The following is a 22133-nucleotide window of genomic DNA, read 5'->3' as shown; positions in this document are numbered from 1 at the left end:
CTGCTACTCGAATCCCGGGATCAGCTGAGCGGGAGGCTCAGTGGGTCTCGGGACGGAGGACCTTGGTCCGGAGGACCGACTCGTTCAGGTTCATCTGGCGGTCGAGCTCCTTGACGACCGCAGGCTCGGCCTGCAGGTCGATGACCGAGTAGATGCCCTCGGGCTTCTTCTTGATCTCGTAGGCGAGACGACGACGACCCCAGGTGTCGACCTTCTCGACCTTTCCGCCACCGTCACGGACGACGGAAAGGAAGTTCTCGATCAGCGGGGAGACAGCACGCTCCTCGAGATCGGGGTCGAGGATGACCATCACCTCGTAGTGACGCATGTGGAACCCACCTCCTTTGGACTCAGCGGCCACGGTCGTTCCGTGGCAGGAGGGTTGTGATGCGTACGTAACCGTGTCTGTCAGTAAATCAGCCGCCACTGACAATCGGAGGCCAGTCGACGGTTGACCAGGCTGTGCCTGGGCAGACACCGGTGCAGACGGTACAGAGTACCCGCACACGTGCTTCCGGTTGAAATCCGGCCCCGGAGGCCGTCAATCTGTACACATCGGGTGTGTATGGCGCTACGATGCGCCGCCTTCCGCAGGAGGTGCCCCATGGCACAGGTATTGCGACCCAACACCACCGGTTCCCTCTTCGCCACGGACGGCAAGGCCCACCCCGTCCAGGACACCCTGCTCGCGGTGACCCTGGTGCTCGGTGTCACGGCCTTCGTGACGGCGCTGGTGTCCAAGGACCTGCATCTGATCAGCTCCTGGACCGGCCTGGTGGGGATCTTCACCGGCGCCTACGGGCAGTACATCTCCGTGACGACCCGAGAGCGCTTCGGCCTGATCCTGGGGCTCGGTGCCTCGGCCGTCGGCTTCTTCCTGGGCATGGCCCACGGCGGTCTCTTCGGCGGCGTCGTCGGCCACTGACCGTCGGGTCGCGGTGTGTCCGGCGGGGCCGTGAGGCGACCCGCCGGACGCACAGGGGGCGTAGGGCCAGTCGGGGCGCTCGCGGGGCGCAGTAGGCTTCGGCGCGAGAGCCGGAGCCCCTGTACCCATGGGGACACACCAGCCCGAGGAGCGCCCCGAATGAGCCTGACCCTGAGGACGATCAGTCGCGAGCAGCATCTGGCGTACATCCAGAGCCTGCCGGCGGCGAGCCACATGCAGGTCCCGGCCTGGGCAGACGTCAAGGCGGAGTGGCGCTCCGAGAACCTCGGCTGGTTCGACAAGAGCGGCGAACTGGTGGGCGTCGGTCTGGTGTTGTACCGGCAGCTGCCCAAGATCAAGCGCTATCTGGCGTATCTGCCCGAGGGTCCGGTGATCAACTGGTTCGCGCCGAACCTGGAGGACTGGATCCAGCCGATGCTCGCGCACCTGAAGCAACAGGGCGCCTTCTCCGTGAAGATGGGCCCGCCGGTGGTCATCCGACGGTGGAACGCGGAGACCATCAAGAAGGGCATCCAGGACCCGGACGTCAAGCGGCTGCGTGACCTGGAGGCCGACTTCATCGAGCCGCGCGCGTTCGAAGTCTCCGACAAGCTGCGCCGGATGGGCTGGCAGCAGGGCGAGGACGGCGGCGCCGGCTTCGGCGATGTGCAGCCGCGGTACGTCTTCCAGGTGCCGCTCGCCAACCGGTCCCTGGAAGAGGTCCACAAGAACTTCAACCAGTTGTGGCGCCGCAACATCAAGAAGGCCGAGAAGGCGGGCGTCGAGGTGGTCCAGGGCGGCTACCACGACCTCGAGGAGTGGCAGCGCCTGTACGAGATCACCGCGGTGCGCGACCACTTCCGGCCCCGCCCGCTGTCGTACTTCCAGCGCATGTGGACGGCCCTCAACAGCGAGGACCCCAACCGTATGCGGCTGTACTTCGCGCGGCACAACGGTGTGAACCTGTCGGCGGCGACGATGCTGATCGTAGGCGGCCACGTCTGGTACTCCTACGGAGCCTCCGACAACATCGGCCGTGAGGTGCGGCCTTCGAACGCGATGCAGTGGCGGATGCTGCGCGACGCCTACGCGCTCGGTGCGACCGTCTACGACCTGCGCGGCATCTCCGACTCGCTGGACGAGACCGACCACCTCTTCGGCCTGATCCAGTTCAAGGTGGGCACGGGCGGGCAGGCCGCCGAGTACCTCGGCGAGTGGGACTTCCCGCTCAACAAGCTGCTGCACAAGGCGCTCGACATCTACATGTCGCGCCGCTGACGCCGGAGCCCCGCGCCGGGTCGCCCGAGCGGCCCGGACCAGCCCGTCGGTCCGGCGGATCCGTCACAATTCCCTCTCAGACCTCTGACACACGGCAGCCACGAGAAAGGTTCCGGGACCGGCCATGGCGCTCACGCTCTACGTCGACACCGCGCGCTGGCGGGCACACCACAAGCACGTGCAGGAGCAGTTCCCGGGGCTCGTCCCCGTCTGCAAGGGCAACGGCTACGGGTTCGGCCACGAGCGGCTGGCGGAGGAGGCCACCCGCCTGGGCGCGGACATGCTCGCCGTGGGCACGACGTACGAGGCGGCCCGGATCAAGGACTGGTTCGGCGGCGACCTGCTGGTGCTGACGCCGTTCCGGCGGGGTGAGGAGCCCGTGCCGCTGCCGGACCGCGTCATCCGCTCGGTGTCGTCCGTGGACGGCGTGTACGGGCTCGTGGGCGCCCGGGTGGTCATCGAGGTGATGTCCTCGATGAAGCGCCACGGGGTCAGCGAGCAGGACCTGCCGCAGCTGCACGCGGCCATAGAGAACGTGCGCCTGGAAGGCTTCGCCATCCACCTGCCGCTGGACCGTACCGACGGCTCCGACGCCGTGGAGGAGGTCATCGGCTGGATGGACCGGCTGCGCGCGGCCCGGCTGCCGCTGCACACGATGTTCGTGAGCCACCTCAAGGCGGATGAGCTGGCCCGGCTGCAGCAGCAGTTCCCGCAGACCCGCTTCCGCGCCCGCATCGGCACCCGGCTGTGGCTCGGGGACCACGAGGCCACCGAGTACCGCGGGGCGGTCCTGGACGTGACGCGCGTGGCCAAGGGCGACCGCTTCGGCTACCGGCAGCAGAAGGCGGCCTCCGACGGCTTCCTGGTCGTCGTGGCGGGCGGGACGTCACACGGGGTGGGCCTGGAGGCCCCCAAGGCCATGCACGGTGTTATGCCGCGCGCCAAGGGAGTGGCCCGGGCCGGCCTCGCGACGGTGAACCGGAACCTGTCGCCGTTCGTCTGGGCGGGCAAGCAACGCTGGTTCGCCGAGCCGCCGCACATGCAGGTCTCGATCCTGTTCATCCCGGCTGACGCCACGGAGCCGAAGGTGGGCGATGAACTGGTGGCCCATCTGCGGCACACGACGACGCAGTTCGACCGGCTCGTCGACCGCTGAGCACAGGCCCGGAAGCACGACGAAGGCCGTACACGAAGCTCGTGTACGGCCTTGTCCGTGACGGCCCGGCGACGGTTCTCTCAGCGCGAACCGTCGTCAGCCGGTTGTCCGCCGCGGCTCCCCCAGTCCACCTGCGGCCCCTCGAAATGCGCCGCGTGCCGCGGCGGATGAGCGGCGGCTCCTAGCGCGAAGACATCCGGCGCACCGTCCAGTACGCCGCCGGACGGATCGTCGTCGCCGGCCCGGCGCACCGTGTCCCGTTCCGGCAGGAAGATGTCGCGTACGACGACGGCGCACAGGTAGAGCGTCCCCAGCAGGTGGACGGCGATGGCGAGCTGGTACCCGTCCGTCGGCAGGCCCTTGTGGGCGTCTCCGCTGGTCGTGTACGCGAGGTACGTCCAGATCCCCAGGAAGTACGCGACCTCGCAGGCCTGCCAGATCAGGAAGTCCCGCCAGCGCGGCCGGGCGAGTGCGGCGAGGGGGACCAGCCACAGCACGTACTGCGGCGAGTAGACCTTGTTGGTCAGGATGAACGCGGCGACGATCAGGAAGGCGAGCTGGGCGAAGCGCGGGCGACGCGGAGCGGTCAGCGTCATCGCGGTGATGCCGGCGGAGGCCAGCACCATCATGATCAGCGCGTAGGTGTTGGCGGTGTCCCCGGTGATGTCGATGTTGAACCAGCGCGAGACGAACAGGAAGACGGACCCGAAGTCCACCCCGCGCTCCTGGCTGAAGCGGTAGAACTTGGACCAGCCCTCGGGGGCGAGCCACATCACCGGCAGGTTGACCACGAGCCACGCGCCGACGGCGCCCAGGACGGCGGTCCCGTACTCCCGCCACCTGCCCGCCCGCCAGCACAGCACGAGGAGCGGTCCGAGCACCAGGAACGGGTAGAACTTGGCGGCCGTCGCGAGCCCCACGAGGACGCCGAAGGCAAGGGCCCGGCCCCGTGACCACATCAGCATCGCGGCGGCCAGCAGGGCCACGGCGAGCAGGTCCCAGTTGATGGTGGCGGTCAGCGCGAAGGCGGGCGCGAGGGCGACGAGAAGGCCGTCCCAGGGGCGCCTGCGGTGGATGCGGGCGGTGCACACGGCGATGACCGCCGCGCACACCATGAGCATTCCGGCGTTGACCATCCAGTAGGTCTGCTCGCGGGCCTGGATGCCGCCGCCGCTCGGAGTCATCCAGGAGGCGACCTCCATGAACACACCGGTGAGCACCGGGTACTCGAGGTAGTCCATGTCGCCCGGAAGCTTGTCGAAGTAGGGCACGAGCCCGTCGGCGAAGCCGCGCCCCTGGTAGAGGTGCGGGATGTCCGAGTAGCAGGCGTGCGTGTACTGCGAGCTGGCGCCGAAGAACCAGCCGCTGTCGTAGCAGGGCAGCTTCTGGACCATGCCGAGGGCGAACATGCCGATCGCGACGAGCACCACGATCCGCACGGGCGTCCACCAGGACGTCCCGAGCAGGGAGCGCCGTCCGACGGGCCCGCCGATCAGCTCGCTGCCGGCCGCGGCGACCTCGTCCTCCCTGGTCGGCCGCACCACATCCGGCTGGGGCGCGCTCACGCGCGTCGTCTCTGCACTGGGCATGAGGCTCATCCTGCCGCATCCGGCCAGGAAAACGCCGAGGGCCGCCACACCGGTCGGTGTGACGGCCCTCTTCGGGCGGTGTTTCACGTGAAACGGAGTGTTTCACGTGAAACACATTCCGTGACTACTACCCGTTCGGCCCGGCGAAGATCCCTCCGTTGCCGTTGCCCCGGGTGTTTCCGCTGCCGGTCGACTCCGTCGGCGACGAGGTCACTCCGCCCGTGCCGCCCGCGTCGGTGCCGCCGGGGCCGGTTCCGCCGTTCCCGTTGCCCCCTCCATTGCCACTGCAGGGACTGTTGCCCCAGAAGCCGCAGGTGTCGCTCGGCGAGGGAGAGGACGAGGTCAGCGACGGGCTCGGCGTCGCGCTCGGCGTCGGGCTCTGGGTGACGCTCTGCGTGGGCGAGGGGGTCACGCTCGGGCTCGGGGTGTCGTTGACGACCGTACCGATGGGCTCCGGCGTCGGGAACGACTCCGCGGGCTGACCCTTGAGCGCCTGTTCCATGTAGTCGTGCCAGATCTCAGCCGGGAACGAGGCACCGTGGATCTGCTTCTGCCCGCCCGTTCCATACATCTCCAGGAACGTCCGGTTCTTGTTGGACTCGTTGTCGTCCATGCGGAACATGCTGATCGCGGTGGACAGCTGCGGGGTGTACCCGACGAACCAGGCGGACTTGTTGCCGTCCGTCGTACCGGTCTTGCCTGCCACGTCGCGCCCCGTCAGCTTCGCCGCGGTACCGGTGCCCTTGTCGACCACGGTCTTGAGGACGTCGGTGACGTTGTCGGCGACCTTCGCGGTGAACGCGTCCTTGGCCTGCTTGGTGTGCTGGAAGACCACCCCGTCCTTGCTGCTGACCTTGTCGACCGAGTAGGGATCGTTCTGCTTGCCACTGGCCGCGAAGGTGGCGTAGGCACCCGCCATGCGGATCGCGCTCGGGGAGGAGGTACCGATGGAGAACGAGGGGTAGTTCGAGCTGGCCAGGCTGCCCTCCAGGATGCCCGCGTCCAGGGCGGTCTGCTTCACCTTGTCGAGGCCGACGTCCATGCCCAGCTGCACATAGGCGGAGTTCACCGAGAACTGCATCGCCTCACGCAGGTCGATCTTGTAGGCCGGCGGGTCGCCCACCGACTCGTTGCCGTCGTTCGTCTGCAGCCACTCCTGGCCCTTCTCGTTCTTCCAGACGGTTCCGTTGTACTCCTTGATCTTCAGCTTGTTCTTGCCGCTGTAGAGACTCTTCGGTGAGACGACGGTGCGCTCGTCCTGGGCCTGCTCCGGTCCGAGGTCGGGGTTACGGACACCCCACTTCATCGCCGCCGCCAGCACGAACGGCTTGAACGTCGAACCCACCTGGGCACCGGTCGAGTCCGCGTTGTTGGTGAAGTGCTTGGTCGCGTCCTCACCACCGTAGATCGCCTTGATCGCACCGCTGGCCGGGTCCACGGACGCGCCGCCGAACTGGACGTATTTGTCGGTGTTCGGGCGCAGGTTCGGCTTGATGTTGGCCTTCTGGACGTTCTTGACCGCGGCCTCGAGCTCGTCGACCTTCTTCTTCTCGAAGGTCGTGTAGATCTGGTACCCGCCCTGCTGCAGCTTGTCCTGGGTGATGTGGGTCGTGCTGCTGTGGGTGACCAGGTAGCTGTTGGCCAGATCGACGAGATAACCGATCTGGCCGCTCAGCCGGGTGTTCGATCGCGGGTTCTGGACCTGCGGAAGCGTCGTGTACTTGGCGCGCTCCGCGGCGCTCAGGTGCCCGTACTGGACCATCTTGTTGAGGGTGTCCTGCATCTGCAGGGTGGCACGCTTCTGGTTTGCCTGGGGAGTGGCGTTCTTGGGGTCGATGGACGTGGCGCCTGCCGGGTCGTAGTACGTGGCGCCCTTGAGCATCGCCGCCAGGAAGGCGCACTCGCCGGGGTCCAGTTTGATGGCGGGCTTGTTGAAGTACGCGTGGGCGGCGGCCTCGATGCCGTAGGCGTTGCGCCCGTAGTACGCGGAGTTCAGGTAGCCGGCCAGGATGTCGTCCTTGGGGACGGTGGCGCCGACCTTGATGGCGATGAAGATCTCCTTGAACTTCCTGGAGACCGTCTGGGCCTGGTCGTCCAGCCTCGCGTTCTTCACGTACTGCTGGGTGATGGTGGAGCCGCCCTGGGTCTGACCGCCCGTGGCCATGTTGAACAGGGCGCGCGCGATGCCCTTGGGGTCGATGCCGCTGTCGGTGTAGAAGGTCTTGTTCTCCTGGGAGATGACGGCGTACTGCATCGCCTTGGGGATCTGCGACAGGTTGACGATCTGGCGGTTGGTCTCGCCACCCGTGGCGACCATCTGGCTGCCGTCGGCCCAGTAGTAGACGTTGTTCTGGGACTGCGCGGTCTTGGCGACGTCCGGCACGCTCACCATCGCGTACCCGACGCCCGCGACCGCCACCAGGCTCCCTATGAAACCGATGAACAGCCCCGCGACCAGTTTCCAGGAGGGCACCCAGCGTGCGGCGCCGTACTTGCCCGCGCGCGGGTAGTCGATGAAGCGCTTCGTGGCCGGAGCCGCGCCCCGGCCACGGCCGGCGCCGTCGGCCGCTCTGCGCCGGCCGCCCGCGTTTCTCTGGGCCGCCCTCCGGGCCTCGGCTCGGCCACCGTACGGGCGCTCCTCACCTCCCGCTCCGTAGGGGGCGGACGGAGACCCGGTGGCGCCTCGCGGTGCCGCGCGGCGGCCGGGGGACGCCGACTGACCGCGTCGGGCCGCGGCACGTCCGCCTCCCTGCGGCTGCGGCGGTTTGCGACGGTGCTCGCTCATCGAACGATTACTCCTCGGGCAGGCGCATCCTGGCGCGCCTGGAAACGGCGGCTGGTTTCCGGTCCCCCCGAAGTACGGATGCGGGCGTTTCGGCATTCACCCGTACTGCACCGAGGACGAGGACGTCCCCCATAGGTCACTCGGTTCCCGGTGGTGTGCATGCCGCACAGACTACGCACCGCCAAAACCGACGGAGGTCCGAACTTCACCCCAAACCAGGCAACTTGCGTCCTACGAATCGGTGATGTGACCCCGTTCACCATGCCCGCTCTTGTCGCGCCCGGAGAGGCGTTCTATCGTCGTGATGTATCGAGTCGATACATCAGCGCGACATAAAGACCGTGCGGACGAGTCAGCGACAGGAGGGAGGCGCACATGAGCCGGCGTTCCGGGATCCTCGAGTTCGCCGTCCTCGGCCTGCTCCGCGAGTCCCCGATGCACGGCTACGAGCTGCGCAAACGGCTCAATACGTCACTGGGTGTATTCCGCGCGTTCAGCTACGGGACGCTCTACCCCTGCCTCAAGACGCTGGTCGCCAACGGCTGGTTGATCGAGGAGTCGGGGAGCGCCTCCGAGGACGCCGGCGCCGTTCCGCTCGCCGGGCGGCGCGCCAAGATCGTCTACCGGCTGACACCCGAAGGCAAGGAGCACTTCGAGGAGCTGCTCTCCCAGACGGGCCCCGACGTGTACGAGGACGAGCACTTCGCCGCTCGTTTCGCCTTCTTCGGACAGACGTCCCGTGACGTGCGCATGCGCGTCCTGGAGGGCCGCCGCAGCCGGCTGGAGGAGCGTCTGGAGAAGATGCGTGCCTCCCTGGCGCGCACCCGGGAGCGCCTCGACGACTACACCCTCGAGCTCCAGCGCCACGGGATGGAGTCCGTGGAGCGCGAAGTGCGCTGGCTGAACGAGCTCATCGAGAGTGAGCGGGCCGGACGGGACCTCAGAGGTTCCACTGCCGACGGCTCCGCTCCTGACAGCACATCTGGAGCGACGGGCGGCCTGCCCCGGCACCGGGACAGCACCCGGCCGGATCCGTCCGACGACACCACCACGTGAGGCCCGGTCGGGGCCTCACACGTACACACAGGGAGCAACCGGAATGGGTTCGGTTCGCGTAGCCATCGTCGGCGTGGGCAACTGCGCCGCATCGCTGGTGCAGGGAGTCGAGTACTACAAGGACGCCGACCCGGCGTCCAAGGTCCCGGGTCTGATGCACGTCCAGTTCGGCGACTACCACGTGCGGGACGTCGAGTTCGTCGCCGCGTTCGACGTGGACGCCAAGAAGGTCGGCCTCGACCTCGCGGACGCCATCGGCGCCTCGGAGAACAACACCATCAAGATCTGCGACGTCCCGTCCACCGGCGTGACGGTCCAGCGCGGCCACACCCTCGACGGTCTCGGCAAGTACTACCGCGCCACCATCGAGGAGTCCGCGGAGGAGCCGGTCGACGTCGTCCAGGTCCTCAAGGACAAGCAGGTCGACGTCCTCGTCTGCTACCTGCCCGTCGGCTCCGAGGACGCGGCGAAGTTCTACGCCCAGTGCGCCATCGACGCCAAGGTCGCCTTCGTCAACGCCCTTCCGGTCTTCATCGCCGGCACCAAGGAGTGGGCCGACAAGTTCACCGAGGCCGGCGTCCCGATCGTCGGTGACGACATCAAGTCGCAGGTCGGCGCGACCATCACGCACCGCGTCATGGCGAAGCTGTTCGAGGACCGGGGCGTGATCCTGGACCGCACGATGCAGCTGAACGTCGGCGGCAACATGGACTTCAAGAACATGCTCGAGCGCGACCGCCTGGAGTCCAAGAAGATCTCCAAGACGCAGGCCGTCACCTCCCAGATCCCCGACCGGGACCTCGGCGAGAAGAACGTCCACATCGGCCCGTCCGACTACGTGGCCTGGCTCGACGACCGCAAGTGGGCCTACGTCCGCCTCGAGGGCCGTGCCTTCGGCGACGTCCCGCTGAACCTGGAGTACAAGCTCGAGGTCTGGGACTCCCCGAACTCCGCGGGTGTCATCATCGACGCCCTGCGCGCGGCGAAGATCGCCAAGGACCGCGGCATCGGCGGCCCCGTGCTGTCCGCGTCCTCGTACTTCATGAAGTCCCCGCCGGTCCAGTACTTCGACGACGAGGCCCGCGAGAACGTCGAGAAGTTCATCCGGGGCGAGGTCGAGCGCTGACGTCGCTCCCGTGCCCGTGCGGGGTCCCCGGGTCTCTGCCCGGGGACCCCGCACGTATGTGAGGCTGTGCCCCATGTCCGTCGTGCGCGATCTCCGCGTCCTCCTGCGCTTCAGCGGCTTCCGGCGCCTGCTCGCCGTACGGCTGCTGTCCCAGGGGGCCGACGGCGTCTACCAGGTCGCGCTCGCCACGTACGTGGTCTTCTCCCCCGAGAAGCAGACCTCGGCCACCGCGATCGCCTCCGCCATGGCCGTGCTGCTCCTGCCCTACTCCCTCGTCGGCCCCTTCGCGGGTGTCCTGCTGGACCGCTGGCGGCGCCGCCAGGTCTTCCTCCACGGCAACCTGCTGCGCGCCCTGCTGGCCTGCGCGACCGCCGTGCTGATGGTGAGCCATGTACCGGACTGGCTCTTCTACGTCTCCGCGCTGTGCGTCACCGCGGTCAACCGTTTCGTCCTGGCCGGCCTGTCCGCGGCGCTGCCCCGGGTGGTCGACGCCGAACGCCTGGTGATGGCCAACTCGCTCTCGCCGACGGCGGGCACGCTCGCCGCGACCGCGGGCGGCGGACTCGCCTTCGCCGTACGGCTGGTGATCGCCGACTCCGATGCCGCGGTGGTGCTGCTGGGTGCGCTCCTGTATCTGGGATCGGCCCTCGCATCGCTGAGCCTGGCTCCGGGAGCGCTGGGACCGGACGGGGTTGCGGTGCAGCCGCGCCTTGGTGCCGTGCTGGTCGGCACCACGCGGGATCTGGTGGCCGGTGTACGGCATCTCGCGGCACCCCCGCGCCGGGAGGCCGCCTGGGCGCTCACCGCGATGACCCTGATGCGGTTCTGCTACGGCGCGCTGCTCGTCCTGCTGCTCATGCTGTGCCGCTACGCCCTCTCCGCGAACCCGCGTCAGGGGCTGGCCCTGCTGGGACTGGCGCTGGGCATCTCCGGGGCCGGGTTCTTCGCCGCGGCCGTGGTGACGCCGTGGGCGGCGGGGCGTCTCGGCCCCGGCCGCTGGATCGCGGTGTGCGCGGGGTCCGCCGCCGTACTGGAGCCCTCGCTCGGCCTGCCGTTTGCCGCGGGACCCATGCTGATGGCCTCGTTCGTCCTGGGGCTGACCACCCAGGGCGCGAAGATCTCCACCGACACGATCGTTCAGTCCTCGGTCGACGACGGCTTCCGCGGCCGGATCTTCTCGGTCTACGACGTGCTCTTCAATGTGGCCTTCGTCGGCGCGGCCGCGGTCGCCGCCTTGATGCTGCCTCCTGACGGCCGATCAGCGGCTTTGGTCGTCATGGTCGCCGTGGTATACGCAGCGGTTGCTCTGTCTATGTCCCGCTTTGAGCGCCAGTAAGTGTCACGTCAAGGCTACGGAGCCGAAGGCGAGTCCAAGGTTGTCAGTTCGGCCCTGTAGCTTACGGGCGTCTTATTTCGCGCCATGCGCACCCGCGTTCGAGGGGGACCCCGAAAGTGACCACTCCGCCGCCCCAGGGCACGAATCCCTACGCCCAGCAGCCCACCGTGCCCATGGGGCAGCAGCCCGGCCAGCCGGGAGTCGCGCAGCAGGCATACCCGCAGCAGCCGTACGCTCCGCAGCAGCCCTATCCGCCGCAGCAGACGTACCCGCAGCAGCAGCCGTACGCACCCTTCCCGCAGCAGCAGGGCGCACCGGTTCCTCCGCCGGCCCCTGCCGCGCCCGCCAAGCGGAGCGGCAAGAAGGCGCTGAAGATCATAGGCGCCGTCGTCGCCTTCGTCCTCATCGCCCTCCTCAAGTTCGGCGCCGGGTTCGGCCTGAGCTGGTTCTTCAACCGCGACGACGCGGAGACCACCTCGGTGGGGTCCTGCATGCACAACGACGGCACGGACTCCAAGCCTGACCTCAAGGACGTCGACTGCTCCTCGAGCAACGCCCAGTACAAGGTCGTCCAGAAGTTTGACGGCAGTAGCGACGAGAACAAGTGCCAGGACGTCAAGGACGCGACGATCTCCTACATTCAGTACGGCGGCGGCCACGACGTTGTGCTCTGCCTGAACGAGCTCAAGAAGTAGATCGACCCACGGCACGCGCGGAGGGGCGGTGTTTCACGTGAAACACCGCCCCTCCGCGCGTGCCGTGGTGACGTTCCGGGGTCATGTTTCACGTGAAACATGACCCCGTTCCCTCATCCCTCGCTCTGCTCGGCCCACCACTCCTTGAGCGCGGCCACCGCAGCGTCATGTCCCATCGGCCCGTTCTCCAGGCGCAGCTCCAGCATGTGCTTGTACGCACGACCGACCACGGGCCCCGGACCGACGCCCAGGATCTCCATGATCTGGTTGCCGTCCAGGTCGGGGCGGATCGCGTCCAGCTCCTCCTGCTCCTTGAGCTGGGCGATGCGCTCCTCCAGGCCGTCGTACGCGCGGGAGAGCGCGGCCGCCTTGCGCTTGTTGCGGGTCGTGCAGTCCGAGCGGGTCAGCTTGTGGAGACGGTCGAGGAGCGGGCCCGCGTCACGGACGTACCGGCGCACCGCCGAGTCCGTCCACTCTCCCGTGCCGTAGCCGTGGAAGCGCAGGTGCAGTTCGACCAGACGGGAGACGTCCTTCACCAGCTCGTTGGGGTACTTCAGCTCCGTCATCCGCTTCTTGGTCATCTTGGCGCCGACCACCTCGTGGTGGTGGAAGGAGACACGGCCGTCCTTCTCGAAACGGCGCGTCTTCGGCTTTCCGATGTCATGCAGCAGCGCGGCAAGCCGCAGCGCCAGATCGGGTCCGTCCTGCTCCAGCGCCATCGCCTGCTCCAGGACGATCAGCGTGTGGTCATAGACATCCTTGTGCCGGTGATGCTCGTCGCGCTCCAGGCGCAGAGCGGGCAGCTCCGGCAGAACGTGATCGGCGAGCCCCGTCTCGACCAGCAGCGTCAGCCCCTTGCGCGGGTAGGCGGACAGGACCAACTTGTTCAGCTCGTCCCGTACACGTTCGGCGGAGACGATCTCGATGCGCCCGGCCATGTCCTTCATGGCCGTGACGACCTCGGGAGCCACCTCGAAGTCCAGCTGGGCCGCGAAGCGGGCGGCCCGCATCATCCGCAGCGGATCGTCCGAGAAGGACTCCTCGGGGGTCCCCGGAGTGCGCAGCACCCGGGCGGCGAGATCGTCGAGCCCCCGGTGCGGGTCGATGAACTCCTTCTCGGGCAGCGCGACGGCCATCGCGTTGACCGTGAAGTCGCGCCGGACCAGATCCTCCTCGATGGAGTCGCCGTACGACACCTCGGGCTTGCGCGAGTTCCGGTCGTAGGCCTCCGACCGGTACGTCGTCACCTCGATCTGGAACCGCTGGACAGCGTCTCCGACGCGGGCGTCCTTCTGGGCCCCCACGGTGCCGAAGGCGATCCCGACCTCCCATGTGGCGTCCGCCCACGGCCGCACGATCTTCAGGACGTCCTCGGGGCGGGCGTCCGTCGTGAAGTCCAGGTCGTTGCCGAGCCGGCCGAGGAGGGCGTCCCGCACCGAGCCACCGACCAGAGCGAGTGAGAAGCCCGCCTCCTTGAAGCGGCGGGCGAGGTCGTCGGCGACAGGGGAGACCCGCAGCAGTTCGCTCACAGCGCGCTGCTGTACCTGACTCAGGGCACGGGGATTGTCTTCGTTGGCGTTCGGCACAACAGAAAAGGGTACGTGTCCCAGGCGATGGCGGGCGCCCGCATTAAACCTGCACAAGCGTTCCGTGAACGGCCGTGAACAGCCAGTGGCGGGTGCCTTCCCGATCCCCGCCATGACGGGACTGCCCCGCTCCCTTTCCGATCTTGTGGTGCGGACCGCGGCACTTCCCTTCCACGCGCATCGTTACCATGCGGGGACGCACATTCCGACGACCACTGACGACGAGGGACGGGCGAGCGCGTGGCCGAGGCGGCAGACTTCCAGGGGATGAGTTCCTCACCTGCCCGCCGGTGGCTCCGGCGTACCGGAGCGCTGCTCGCGGGCGCACCCCTGCTGGCCGGCCTGCTGCAGCTGCCCGCCGGCCCGGCGGCGCACGCCGCCGCCAGGAGCGCCGCGGTGGAGGCCGGCAGCTCCCGAGCGGTCACTGTCTCCCTCGACTCGCTCAGCCCCAGCGTGCCGACCGACGGCGACACCCTCACCGTCTCCGGCACGGTCACCAACAACGGCAAGCAGGCCGTCACCGACGCCCACGTGGGCCTGCGCGTCGGCCAGGAGCTGACCAGCCGCGCGTCCATCGACAGCGTCGCCCGGCGCACCGCCTACCTGCCGGGCGTCGACGGCTCCGAGGTCGGTGGCAAGTACGTCGAGAAGTTCGCCCGGCTCGCGCCCGGTGCCACCCAGGAATTCAGCATCTCCGTGCCCGTCAAGGAACTGGACCTCGACTCCGACGGGGTCTACCCGCTCGGTGTCTCGCTCTCCGGCCAGACCGCCGCGCAACCCTACGATCAGGTGCTCGGCATCCAGCGGACGTTCCTGCCCTGGCAGCCCGACGACGCCGCCGCCAAGACGCAGACGACATTCCTGTGGCCGCTGGTCTCCGACGTCCACATGACCGCGGAGACCCTCCCCAACCAGCAGCAGACACCCGTCTTCCAGAACGACGACCTGGCCAAGGAGCTCTCCCCGGGCGGCCGTCTCTCGCAGCTCCTTTCACAGGGCAGGAACCTCGACGTCACCTGGGTGATCGACCCCGACCTGCTCGCCTCCGTGGACGCGATGGCGGGCAGCTACAGCATCAAGGGCGACGGCGACAAGGTCACGGCGGGCAAGAGCCAGGCGGTCGCCAAGCAGTGGCTCGCCGACCTTCAGAAGGCGGTCCAGAACAAGGAGGTCGTCGCTCTGCCCTACGGCGACCCCGACCTGGCCTCGCTCGCCCACAACGGCAAGAACGTCACCGGCTCCCTCAGCCACCTCAAGGACGCCACGGACGTCGCCGCGAGCACCGTGGAGACCATCCTCCACGTGAAACCCGACACGGACTTCGCCTGGCCCGTGGACGGCGCGGTCGACCCCTCCATCATCAAGGTCGCCACCTCCGCCGGCGCCGACAAGGTGATCGCCCGGAGCGACAGCCTCCAGGAGACCCGCGGCCTGTCCTACACGCCCACCGCCGCGCGCCCCATCGGGGGCGGCACCACGGCGGTGGTCTCGGACGACGGCCTGTCGAGCGCGTTCGACGGCGACATGACCTCGGCCACGAGCTCCACCCTCGCCGTACAGGATTTCCTGGCGCAGAGCCTGATGATCAACCTCGAGGAGCCGGACAAGCAGCGCAGCATCGTGGTCGCTCCCTCGCGGATGCCGTCCGCGAGCCAGGCCCAGTCGATGGCGGAGGCGCTGACGGCCCTGCAGGGCAGCCACTGGTCGGAGTCGGCCGATCTGTCGGCGGCCGCCGAGGCCAAGCCGGACCCGGATGCCACGACGAGGGTTCCGGCAGCGTCCCGCTACCCCTCCTCGCTGCGCAGGCAGGAGCTTCCGCAGTCCGCGTTCGAGCAGATCGAGAACACGCAGGACAAGCTCGACAGCTTCAAGGTGATCCTGACCGACCCCGAACGAGTGGTCACCCCCTTCGGGCGCGCCATAGACCGCGCGATGTCCACCTCGTGGCGCGGGCACGCCTCCGAGGCCTCGGTCTTCCGCCAGGGCGTCGAGTCCTACCTCGACGGGCTCACCGACCAGGTGCGGCTGATCGAGAAGTCCGAGACGAAGCTCTCCGGCCGCAGCGCGACCATCCCCGTGACGGTGCAGAACAATCTCATGCAGGGGGTCGACCACCTGGTCCTGCGGCTCACCTCCCAGCAGCCGACGCGTTTGAAGATCGGCAACGGCCCCTACTTCGAGCAGCCCATCTCCGTCTCGGGCGGGCACAGCCAGTCCGTGAAGTTCACCACCACGGCCAACGCCAACGGCCGGGCGGCGGTGGTCGCCCAGCTCTTCACCGAGGACGGGCAGGCGTACGGCCCTCCGATCACCTTCGACGTGAACGTCACCGAGATCACCCCCACGGTGATGCTCGTCATCGCCGGTGGCGTCCTGCTGCTGGTGCTCGCCGGGTTCCGCATGTACACCCAGCGCAAGCGCCTGGCCGCACGGCAGGCCGAGGAGGAGCGGCAGGACGACCCGCAGCACGCGGACGACGGGGGTCTGAACAAGGCCGCCGACGGCACCGTAGACACTGGGGACACCGCAGGATCCGCGGCGGCGCCCGCTCAGGAGTCGGACGCGGAGACCGGGGCAGACGACCCGGAGCACCCGAGTGACCCGGGGCCGGACACCGCACCGGAAAGCGCCGACCCGTCCGGGACGGGTGAGAGAGTGGACCGTTGAGCGATGTCGTGGCCAAGGGCCCGGGTACAACGAGGTGGGGTAACCATGAACGCGCCGTACGACGGTGACCGCGAGCAGGGCGCCGTGGGCAGCTCGGGCTACCCCGAGGGCCCGCCACCGCACCAGCCCGATCAGGTACCGCCGCAGCCCCCGGCCGACATGTACCTCCAGGACGCCTACCACCAGGACCCCTACCAGGCGCACGACCTCTCCGCCCAGGACCCGGTGACCGAGGCGCTCTACGACCGCGCCGCGCACCCCCCGCCGCCCCCCGGCCCGTACCAGCCGCAGCAGCCCCTGTACGCCCAGCCGCCGACGCCGCAGTACACCCCCGACCCTCGCGTGTGGGCCCAGCCGCCGGCGCCCGAGCCGGAGGGACCGTCGCAGTACCTGCCGCACGGCGACGACCCCCGCACCACTCAGTTCGTGGGCGTCGACGACCTCGTCACCCAGGCCGGCGAGGAGCGCCACGAGCCGGACGCCTTCGCGCACCTGTTCAGGGACCAGCAGCGGGGCGGCGGACAGCCGTACGTGCGGCAGCCGTCCGTGCCGGGCCCCGCACCGGCCCAGGGCCAGGGCCCGGCCGGGCCGTACCCGGCAGCGGCCTACGCCCAGGCGTCCCCGCAGGAGCGGACGTACGCCGCCCCTTCGCCGGCCGCCGATGCGGCACCGGCGGCAGCGCCCGAGGCGACCGCCGAGCCCGCCGCGCCACCCGCGCCCGAAGGGAAGAAGGGCGGGCGGGCTTCGAACCTGCTGAAGTCCAGCGCCGTGATGGCGGCGGGCACGATGGTCTCCCGGCTCACCGGGTTCATCCGCTCAGCGCTGATCGTCTCGGCGCTGGGCGTCGGCCTCCTCGGCGACACCTTCCAGGTCGCCTACCAGCTGCCGACGATGATCTACATCCTCACCGTGGGCGGCGGCCTCAACTCCGTCTTCGTGCCGCAGCTGGTGCGCGCCATGAAGGAGGACGAGGACGGCGGCGAGGCGTACGCCAACCGGCTGCTGACCCTGGTCATGGTGGCGCTCGGTGGGCTCACCGTGGTCGCGATCCTGGGGGCGCCCTTCCTGATCCGCCTGCTGTCCGACTCGGTCGCCAGCGACCCGGCGGCCAACGAGGTCGGCGTCACCTTCGTCCGGTACTTCCTGCCCTCGATCTTCTTCATGGGCATCCACGTGGTGATGGGGCAGGTCCTCAACGCGCGGGGGAAGTTCGGCGCGATGATGTGGACCCCGGTCCTGAACAACATCGTCATCATCGTGACGCTCGGCGCATTCATCTGGGTGTACGGCAGCGCGGCCAACTCCGGGATGAAGGTGACGAACATCCCGCCGGAGGGGCAGCGGTTGCTCGGAATCGGCGTGCTGCTCGGCATGGTCGTACAGGCCCTGGCGATGATCCCGTACCTGCGCGAGACCGGTTTCCGGCTGCGGCCGCGCTTCGACTGGAAGGGCCATGGCCTCGGCAAGGCCGCGACGCTCGCCAAGTGGACCGTCCTGTTCGTCCTCGCCAACCAGGCGGGCGCGCTCGTCGTCTCACAGCTGTCCACCTCGGCGGGCAAGCACTCCCCGGTCGACGGCACCGGCTTCGCGGCCTACGCCAACGCCCAGCTGATCTGGGGGCTCCCGCAGGCCATCATCACCGTCTCCCTGATGGCCGCCCTGCTGCCGCGCATCTCGCGCTCGGCCGCCGAGGGCGACGGCGGAGCGGTGCGCGAAGACATCTCGCAGGGCCTGCGCACCACGGCCGTCGCGATCGTGCCGATCGCCTTCGGGTTCGTCTCGCTGGGCATCCCGATGTGCACCCTGATCTTCGGCTCGTCGGGCACCAGCGAGGCCACCAACATGGGCTACATGCTGATGGCCTTCGGCCTCGGCCTCATCCCGTACTCCGTGCAGTACGTCGTGCTCCGCGCCTTCTACGCGTACGAGGACACCCGTACCCCCTTCTACAACACGGTCATCGTGGCCGCTGTGAACGCGGGGGCCTCCGCCGTCTGCTACTTCGTCCTCCCGGCCCGCTGGGCCGTGATCGGCATGGCGGGCTCCTACGGCCTCGCGTACGCGATCGGCGTCGGTGTCGCCTGGGCCCGGCTGCGCAAGCGGCTGGGCGGCGACCTGGACGGCGCCCGGGTGCTGCGGACGTACGCACGGCTCGGCATCGCCTCGGTGCCGGCCGCCCTGCTGAGCGGAGCGGCCTGCTACGAGATCGGCCACACGCTGGGGCAGGGGGTCGCCGGCTCGCTGGCCGCCCTCGTCGGCGGTGGCGTCCTGCTTCTCGGTGTCTTCTACGTCGCCGCACGCAAGATGCGCATCGAGGAACTCAACTCAATGGTCGGCATGGTCCGCGGGCGCCTGGGGCGCTGAGGCGGGGGTACGCGCACAACCATTGTCCGCCGCCGTGTGTCGTGCATAGCGGCGGACTGTGGGCACAATTGGTTTCTGCGTCGGACAGCGCGCAACGGATGGGGAGGCAGGTACGACGGTGGCGGAACGGAGCACGGCTGCCGTCGACGTGGCAGACAACAGCGGTGACGAGCCGCTGACCGCCAAGGCGGACCAGTCCACGTCCGACGGGGTGGCCAAGGACCGGGAGCGGGACACGGACAGCGACGAGCCGCAGGGGAGCGGCGGGACCGAGCGTCCCGGGAAGGCCTCACCACCCGAACTGCACAGCGGCCACAAGCTCGCCAGACGCTACCGTCTCGAGGAGTGCGTCACCCGTCTGGACGGATTCAGCAGCTGGCGTGCGGTGGACGAGAAACTCCGCCGCGCCGTCGGCATTCATGTCCTTCCCTCGGACCACACCAGGGCGCGTTCCGTGCTGGCCGCGGCCCGTTCCTCCGCGCTGCTGGGCGACCCGCGATTCGTGCAGGTCCTGGACGCGGTCGAGGAGAACGACCTCGTCTATGTCGTGCACGAATGGCTGCCCGACGCCGTCGAACTGACCACGCTGCTCGCCACCGGACCGCTGGAAGCCCACGACGCCTACCAGATGGTCACCCAGGTGGCCCAAGCCATGGCCGCCGCCCACCGCGAGGGCCTCTCCCATCTCCGCCTGAACCCCAGCACCATCCTGCGCACCTCCTCAGGCCAGTGGCGCATCCGCGGCCTCGCGGTGAACGCCGCCCTGCGCGGCATCAGCTCCGACACCCCGCAACGCACCGACACAGAGGCCCTCGGCGCGCTCCTGTACGCCGCCCTCACCCAGCGCTGGCCCTACGAGGACGACGCCTACGGTCTGTCCGGGCTGCCCAAGGGCGTCGGTCTGATCGCCCCCGACCAGGTGCGCGCCGGCGTGCACCGCGGTCTGTCCGAACTCGCCATGCGGGCGCTGGCCAACGACGGTGCCACCGCCTCCCGCCACGAGGCTCCGTGCACCACACCTGAGGAACTGGTCAAGGCGATCGGTGAGATGCCCCGCATCCGCCCGCCGGAGCCCTCGTTCACAGCGCCGCCCGACTACCAGCGCACGACGTACCAGCAGGGCACGTACGGCCGCCCCGCGGCCCACCCGGGCATCACCCAGCCCGTACCGGCCCCGCCGCCCCCACTGCAGAGCCGCACGGGCAAGGCCCTCAAGTGGGCGGTCTCCGCGCTGCTGATCGCGGCGCTGGGCCTGGGCAGCTGGCAACTCGCGGAAGCCCTGATGAACCAGGGCAAGAAGTCCGACAACACGAACCAGACGCATACGACGGACGGGAACGACAAGAACGGCGGCATCACGCCCAAGCCGCTCACCCAGATCAAGATCCAGGGTGCGCAGGAGTACGTCGCCAAGGGGGACGCCCAGGCGCCGGACGACGTGGCCAACACGTATGACAACGACAGTTCGACGTACTGGCGGACGAAGAGCTTCGTAGACGGCCCGGACATGAATCCGGCCTTCAAGCCCGGCGTGGGCATCGTCTACGACCTCGGCTCGGCGCAGACCGTGTCGGCGGCCTCGATAGGGCTGCGGTACCCCGGCGACCACACAACAATCACGCTGTATGCGACGGACTCCTTGAGCTCGTCGACGCCCGTGAGCTCGATGACGAAAATGGGAACGTTGACGACGACCGGGACCTCCGCGACAGTGAAGGCCACCAAGGCCGTCAAGACCCGCTATGTGCTGCTCTGGCTCACGGCCCTGCCGCACGCGGACGGGGACAGTTACAGCGGAGCCGGCTACAAGCAGGCCATCACCGACGTGAAGTTCACCGGCTGAGGAAGCGTCAAGGGGGAGGGGGTCCGATGGCGGATGGCACCGCATACGACGATGCAAGCGATCAGGACCTCCTCGCCCGTCACGTAGAGGGCGATCCCGACGCCTTCGGTGAGATCGTCCGCCGGCACCGCGACCGACTGTGGGCCGTGGCGCTGCGGACGCTGGGGGACCGTGAGGAGGCCGCCGACGCCGTTCAGGACGCTCTGGTTTCTGCCTACCGGGCGGCACATACGTTTCGGGGCCAGTCCGCCGTCACGACCTGGTTGCACCGGATCACGGTGAACGCGTGCCTGGACCGCGTCCGTAAGGCTGCTTCCAGGAAGACCTCGCCCGTGGACGACACCGAACGGCTGGAGCAGCTCCTGGAGCCGCATGAGTCGGCGTCGGCGCCGGCCGAACGGAATGATCTGCACCGCCAACTGCTGGAGGCTCTGGGCACCCTGCCCCCGGACCAGCGTGCCGCGCTCGTCCTCGTGGACATGCAGGGCTACCCGGTCGCGGAGGCCGCCCGCATCCTCGATGTGCCGACGGGCACGGTGAAGAGCCGCTGTGCCCGCGGCAGAGCCAGACTGCTGCCGCTGCTCACCCATCTGCGCGTGGAGGGCGGCGGGGACGTCAAAAAGTCGGGTGCCGGACGGAACCGGGCTCAGGGGGCATCCGTCCCACCCCCAGCAGGACCACATGATGCAGGGCCAAGCGATTCAGCTGCTGTGAAGGGCGGAGGTGGGCGAGCGTGACATCCACGACCGATATGGCCGGGCACCCGGACGTCGAGGAGCTCTCCGACCTCAGCGAAGGTCTTCTGCCGTCCTCCCGTGTCGAGGACGTGCGGCGGCATCTGGACGAGTGCCCCCTGTGTGCGGACGCGTACGACTCCCTGGAGGAGATCCGCGGGCTCCTCGGCACGATTCCGGGCCCGCCGCGCATGCCCGACGATGTGGCGAGCCGTATCGATGCCGCGCTCGCCGCGGAGGCGCTGCCGGACGTCGCGGCACCAGTGTCGGCACCCGAGAGCGCTGATGCCGACTCCCCCGAACTCACCGCGCATGTTTCACGTGAAACAGCGTTCTCTTCCGCCGCTGACCGCCCTTCGGGCCATGCCCGTGCGGCCACCGGACCGGGCCGCGCCCAGCGCACCCGTCGCGGCCGCCCCAGGACCGTCGCCGTGGCCGCCGTCTTCACAGCTGCGGCCGTGGGTCTGGGCGTCCTGCTGGTGCAGACGCTGGGCGGCGACACGGGGAAGAGCACAACGGCCACGCCGCAGCACACTGACGCCGCGCACACGTACTCCGAAGGCACGCTGCAGAGCCGGGTCACCAACCTGCTCGCCGGGAAGGCGGACGGGGGCGGCTCCGCCAGTGCCAAGCCCTGGGGCGTCCAGTCCGACCCCGGCACGACCGGGTCTTCAGGCATGCGGCCGAACAAGACGTTCCACGACACCACGGTCAACGTGCCGACGTGCGTACAGCAGGCCATCACCACCAACGAGACCGTCCTCGCCGCCGACAAGGGCGTGTACCAGGGGACCCTCGTCTATCTCCTCGTCACCCCCGACGCCTCCGACAGCACGAAGGTCACGGCCTACATCGTCGACGCGGCCTGCGTGAAGCAGGCCTCGGGGTCCCCCGGCAAGGTGCTGCTGACGCACTCGTACGCCCGCTCCTGAGGTTTCGCGTCTCGGAGCGGTTCCTACCCGGGTGTCATTGGGAACTCTGTGCGGTGCCGTG

16 protein-coding genes are annotated in these 22133 nt (G+C 68.9%); 12 read left to right on the top strand and 4 right to left on the bottom strand.

Translation table 11 applies throughout. The annotated features are described in order from the left end of the window. Window positions 1-37 precede the first annotated feature (37 nt). Window positions 38-328, bottom strand: a complete 291-nt coding sequence (gene rpsF / locus ACIRC0_RS18530) for a 30S ribosomal protein S6 (RefSeq protein ID WP_014673750.1) — start codon at window positions 326-328, stop codon at window positions 38-40. A 276-nt stretch (window positions 329-604) separates the two neighbouring features. On the opposite strand from rpsF, the gene ACIRC0_RS18525 reads away from it, so the two are divergent. From ACIRC0_RS18525 to ACIRC0_RS18515, 3 genes are all read left to right on the top strand, one after another. Then, window positions 605-925, top strand: coding sequence for a hypothetical protein (locus ACIRC0_RS18525; RefSeq protein WP_388989108.1), 321 nt, complete (start codon window positions 605-607; stop codon window positions 923-925). Between the two features lie 159 nt (window positions 926-1084). Continuing rightward, window positions 1085-2203 carry a peptidoglycan bridge formation glycyltransferase FemX gene (femX, locus tag ACIRC0_RS18520; protein ID WP_403617203.1) on the top strand — a complete coding sequence of 373 codons (1119 nt, stop codon included), beginning with the start codon at window positions 1085-1087 and terminating at the stop codon, window positions 2201-2203. Between the two features lie 124 nt (window positions 2204-2327). Beyond that, on the top strand, window positions 2328-3359 hold the full coding sequence (locus ACIRC0_RS18515; RefSeq protein WP_263230888.1) for an alanine racemase: 1032 nt from the start codon (window positions 2328-2330) through the stop codon (window positions 3357-3359). An 80-nt stretch (window positions 3360-3439) separates the two neighbouring features. On the opposite strand, the gene ACIRC0_RS18510 is transcribed toward ACIRC0_RS18515, so the two are convergent. Together ACIRC0_RS18510 and ACIRC0_RS18505 are read right to left on the bottom strand one after the other, a co-directional pair. After that, on the bottom strand, window positions 3440-4948 hold the full coding sequence (locus ACIRC0_RS18510) for a glycosyltransferase family 87 protein (RefSeq protein WP_403617202.1): 1509 nt from the start codon (window positions 4946-4948) through the stop codon (window positions 3440-3442). A 127-nt stretch (window positions 4949-5075) separates the two neighbouring features. Then, complete coding sequence (locus ACIRC0_RS18505) at window positions 5076-7733, bottom strand: transglycosylase domain-containing protein (protein WP_403617201.1); 2658 nt, start codon at window positions 7731-7733, stop codon at window positions 5076-5078. Window positions 7734-8108: 375 nt separating this feature from the next. Here ACIRC0_RS18505 and ACIRC0_RS18500 point away from each other — a divergent pair, with 375 nt between their 5' ends. From ACIRC0_RS18500 to ACIRC0_RS18485, 4 genes are all read left to right on the top strand, one after another. Next, on the top strand, window positions 8109-8789 hold the full coding sequence (locus ACIRC0_RS18500; protein WP_403617200.1) for a helix-turn-helix transcriptional regulator: 681 nt from the start codon (window positions 8109-8111) through the stop codon (window positions 8787-8789). Window positions 8790-8832: 43 nt separating this feature from the next. Beyond that, window positions 8833-9915 carry an inositol-3-phosphate synthase gene (locus ACIRC0_RS18495; protein WP_403617199.1) on the top strand — a complete coding sequence of 361 codons (1083 nt, stop codon included), beginning with the start codon at window positions 8833-8835 and terminating at the stop codon, window positions 9913-9915. A 73-nt stretch (window positions 9916-9988) separates the two neighbouring features. Continuing rightward, entirely contained in the window at window positions 9989-11251 is a 1263-nt protein-coding gene (locus tag ACIRC0_RS18490; protein ID WP_403617198.1) for an MFS transporter, read from the top strand. A gap of 116 nt (window positions 11252-11367) precedes the next feature. Continuing rightward, a complete protein-coding gene (locus ACIRC0_RS18485) occupies window positions 11368-11946 on the top strand; it encodes a hypothetical protein (RefSeq protein ID WP_403617197.1) in 579 nt (192 codons plus the stop codon). Between the two features lie 113 nt (window positions 11947-12059). Here ACIRC0_RS18485 and ACIRC0_RS18480 read toward each other — a convergent pair whose 3' ends face one another. Continuing rightward, a complete protein-coding gene (locus ACIRC0_RS18480) occupies window positions 12060-13532 on the bottom strand; it encodes a CCA tRNA nucleotidyltransferase (protein ID WP_403617196.1) in 1473 nt (490 codons plus the stop codon). A 240-nt stretch (window positions 13533-13772) separates the two neighbouring features. Here ACIRC0_RS18480 and ACIRC0_RS18475 point away from each other — a divergent pair, with 240 nt between their 5' ends. The 5 genes from ACIRC0_RS18475 to ACIRC0_RS18455 all read left to right on the top strand — a co-directional run bounded on the left by ACIRC0_RS18475 (window position 13773) and on the right by ACIRC0_RS18455 (window position 22072). Continuing rightward, window positions 13773-16199 carry a DUF6049 family protein gene (locus tag ACIRC0_RS18475; protein WP_403617195.1) on the top strand — a complete coding sequence of 809 codons (2427 nt, stop codon included), beginning with the start codon at window positions 13773-13775 and terminating at the stop codon, window positions 16197-16199. A 45-nt stretch (window positions 16200-16244) separates the two neighbouring features. Further along, complete coding sequence (gene murJ / locus ACIRC0_RS18470; RefSeq protein WP_403617194.1) at window positions 16245-18563, top strand: murein biosynthesis integral membrane protein MurJ; 2319 nt, start codon at window positions 16245-16247, stop codon at window positions 18561-18563. A 118-nt stretch (window positions 18564-18681) separates the two neighbouring features. Continuing rightward, window positions 18682-20406, top strand: coding sequence for a protein kinase family protein (locus ACIRC0_RS18465; RefSeq protein WP_403617193.1), 1725 nt, complete (start codon window positions 18682-18684; stop codon window positions 20404-20406). A gap of 26 nt (window positions 20407-20432) precedes the next feature. Beyond that, window positions 20433-21143 (top strand): RNA polymerase sigma factor SigM, encoded by a 711-nt coding sequence (gene sigM, locus ACIRC0_RS18460; protein WP_403617192.1) that lies wholly within the window; start codon window positions 20433-20435, stop codon window positions 21141-21143. Then, window positions 21140-22072: an anti-sigma factor family protein gene (locus tag ACIRC0_RS18455; RefSeq protein WP_403617191.1), complete on the top strand. Its 933-nt coding sequence runs from the start codon at window positions 21140-21142 to the stop codon at window positions 22070-22072. Before sigM ends, ACIRC0_RS18455 begins: the two co-directional genes overlap by 4 nt. The last annotated feature ends 61 nt before the right edge of the window (window positions 22073-22133 follow it).

Origin of the sequence: Streptomyces sp. NPDC093984 (genome assembly GCF_044764595.1) — a bacterium.
Taxonomy (GTDB): domain Bacteria; phylum Actinomycetota; class Actinomycetes; order Streptomycetales; family Streptomycetaceae; genus Streptomyces; species Streptomyces cynarae.
Note: the sequence above shows the minus strand (reverse complement) of the source record. Positions and strands in the feature narration are given on the sequence as shown.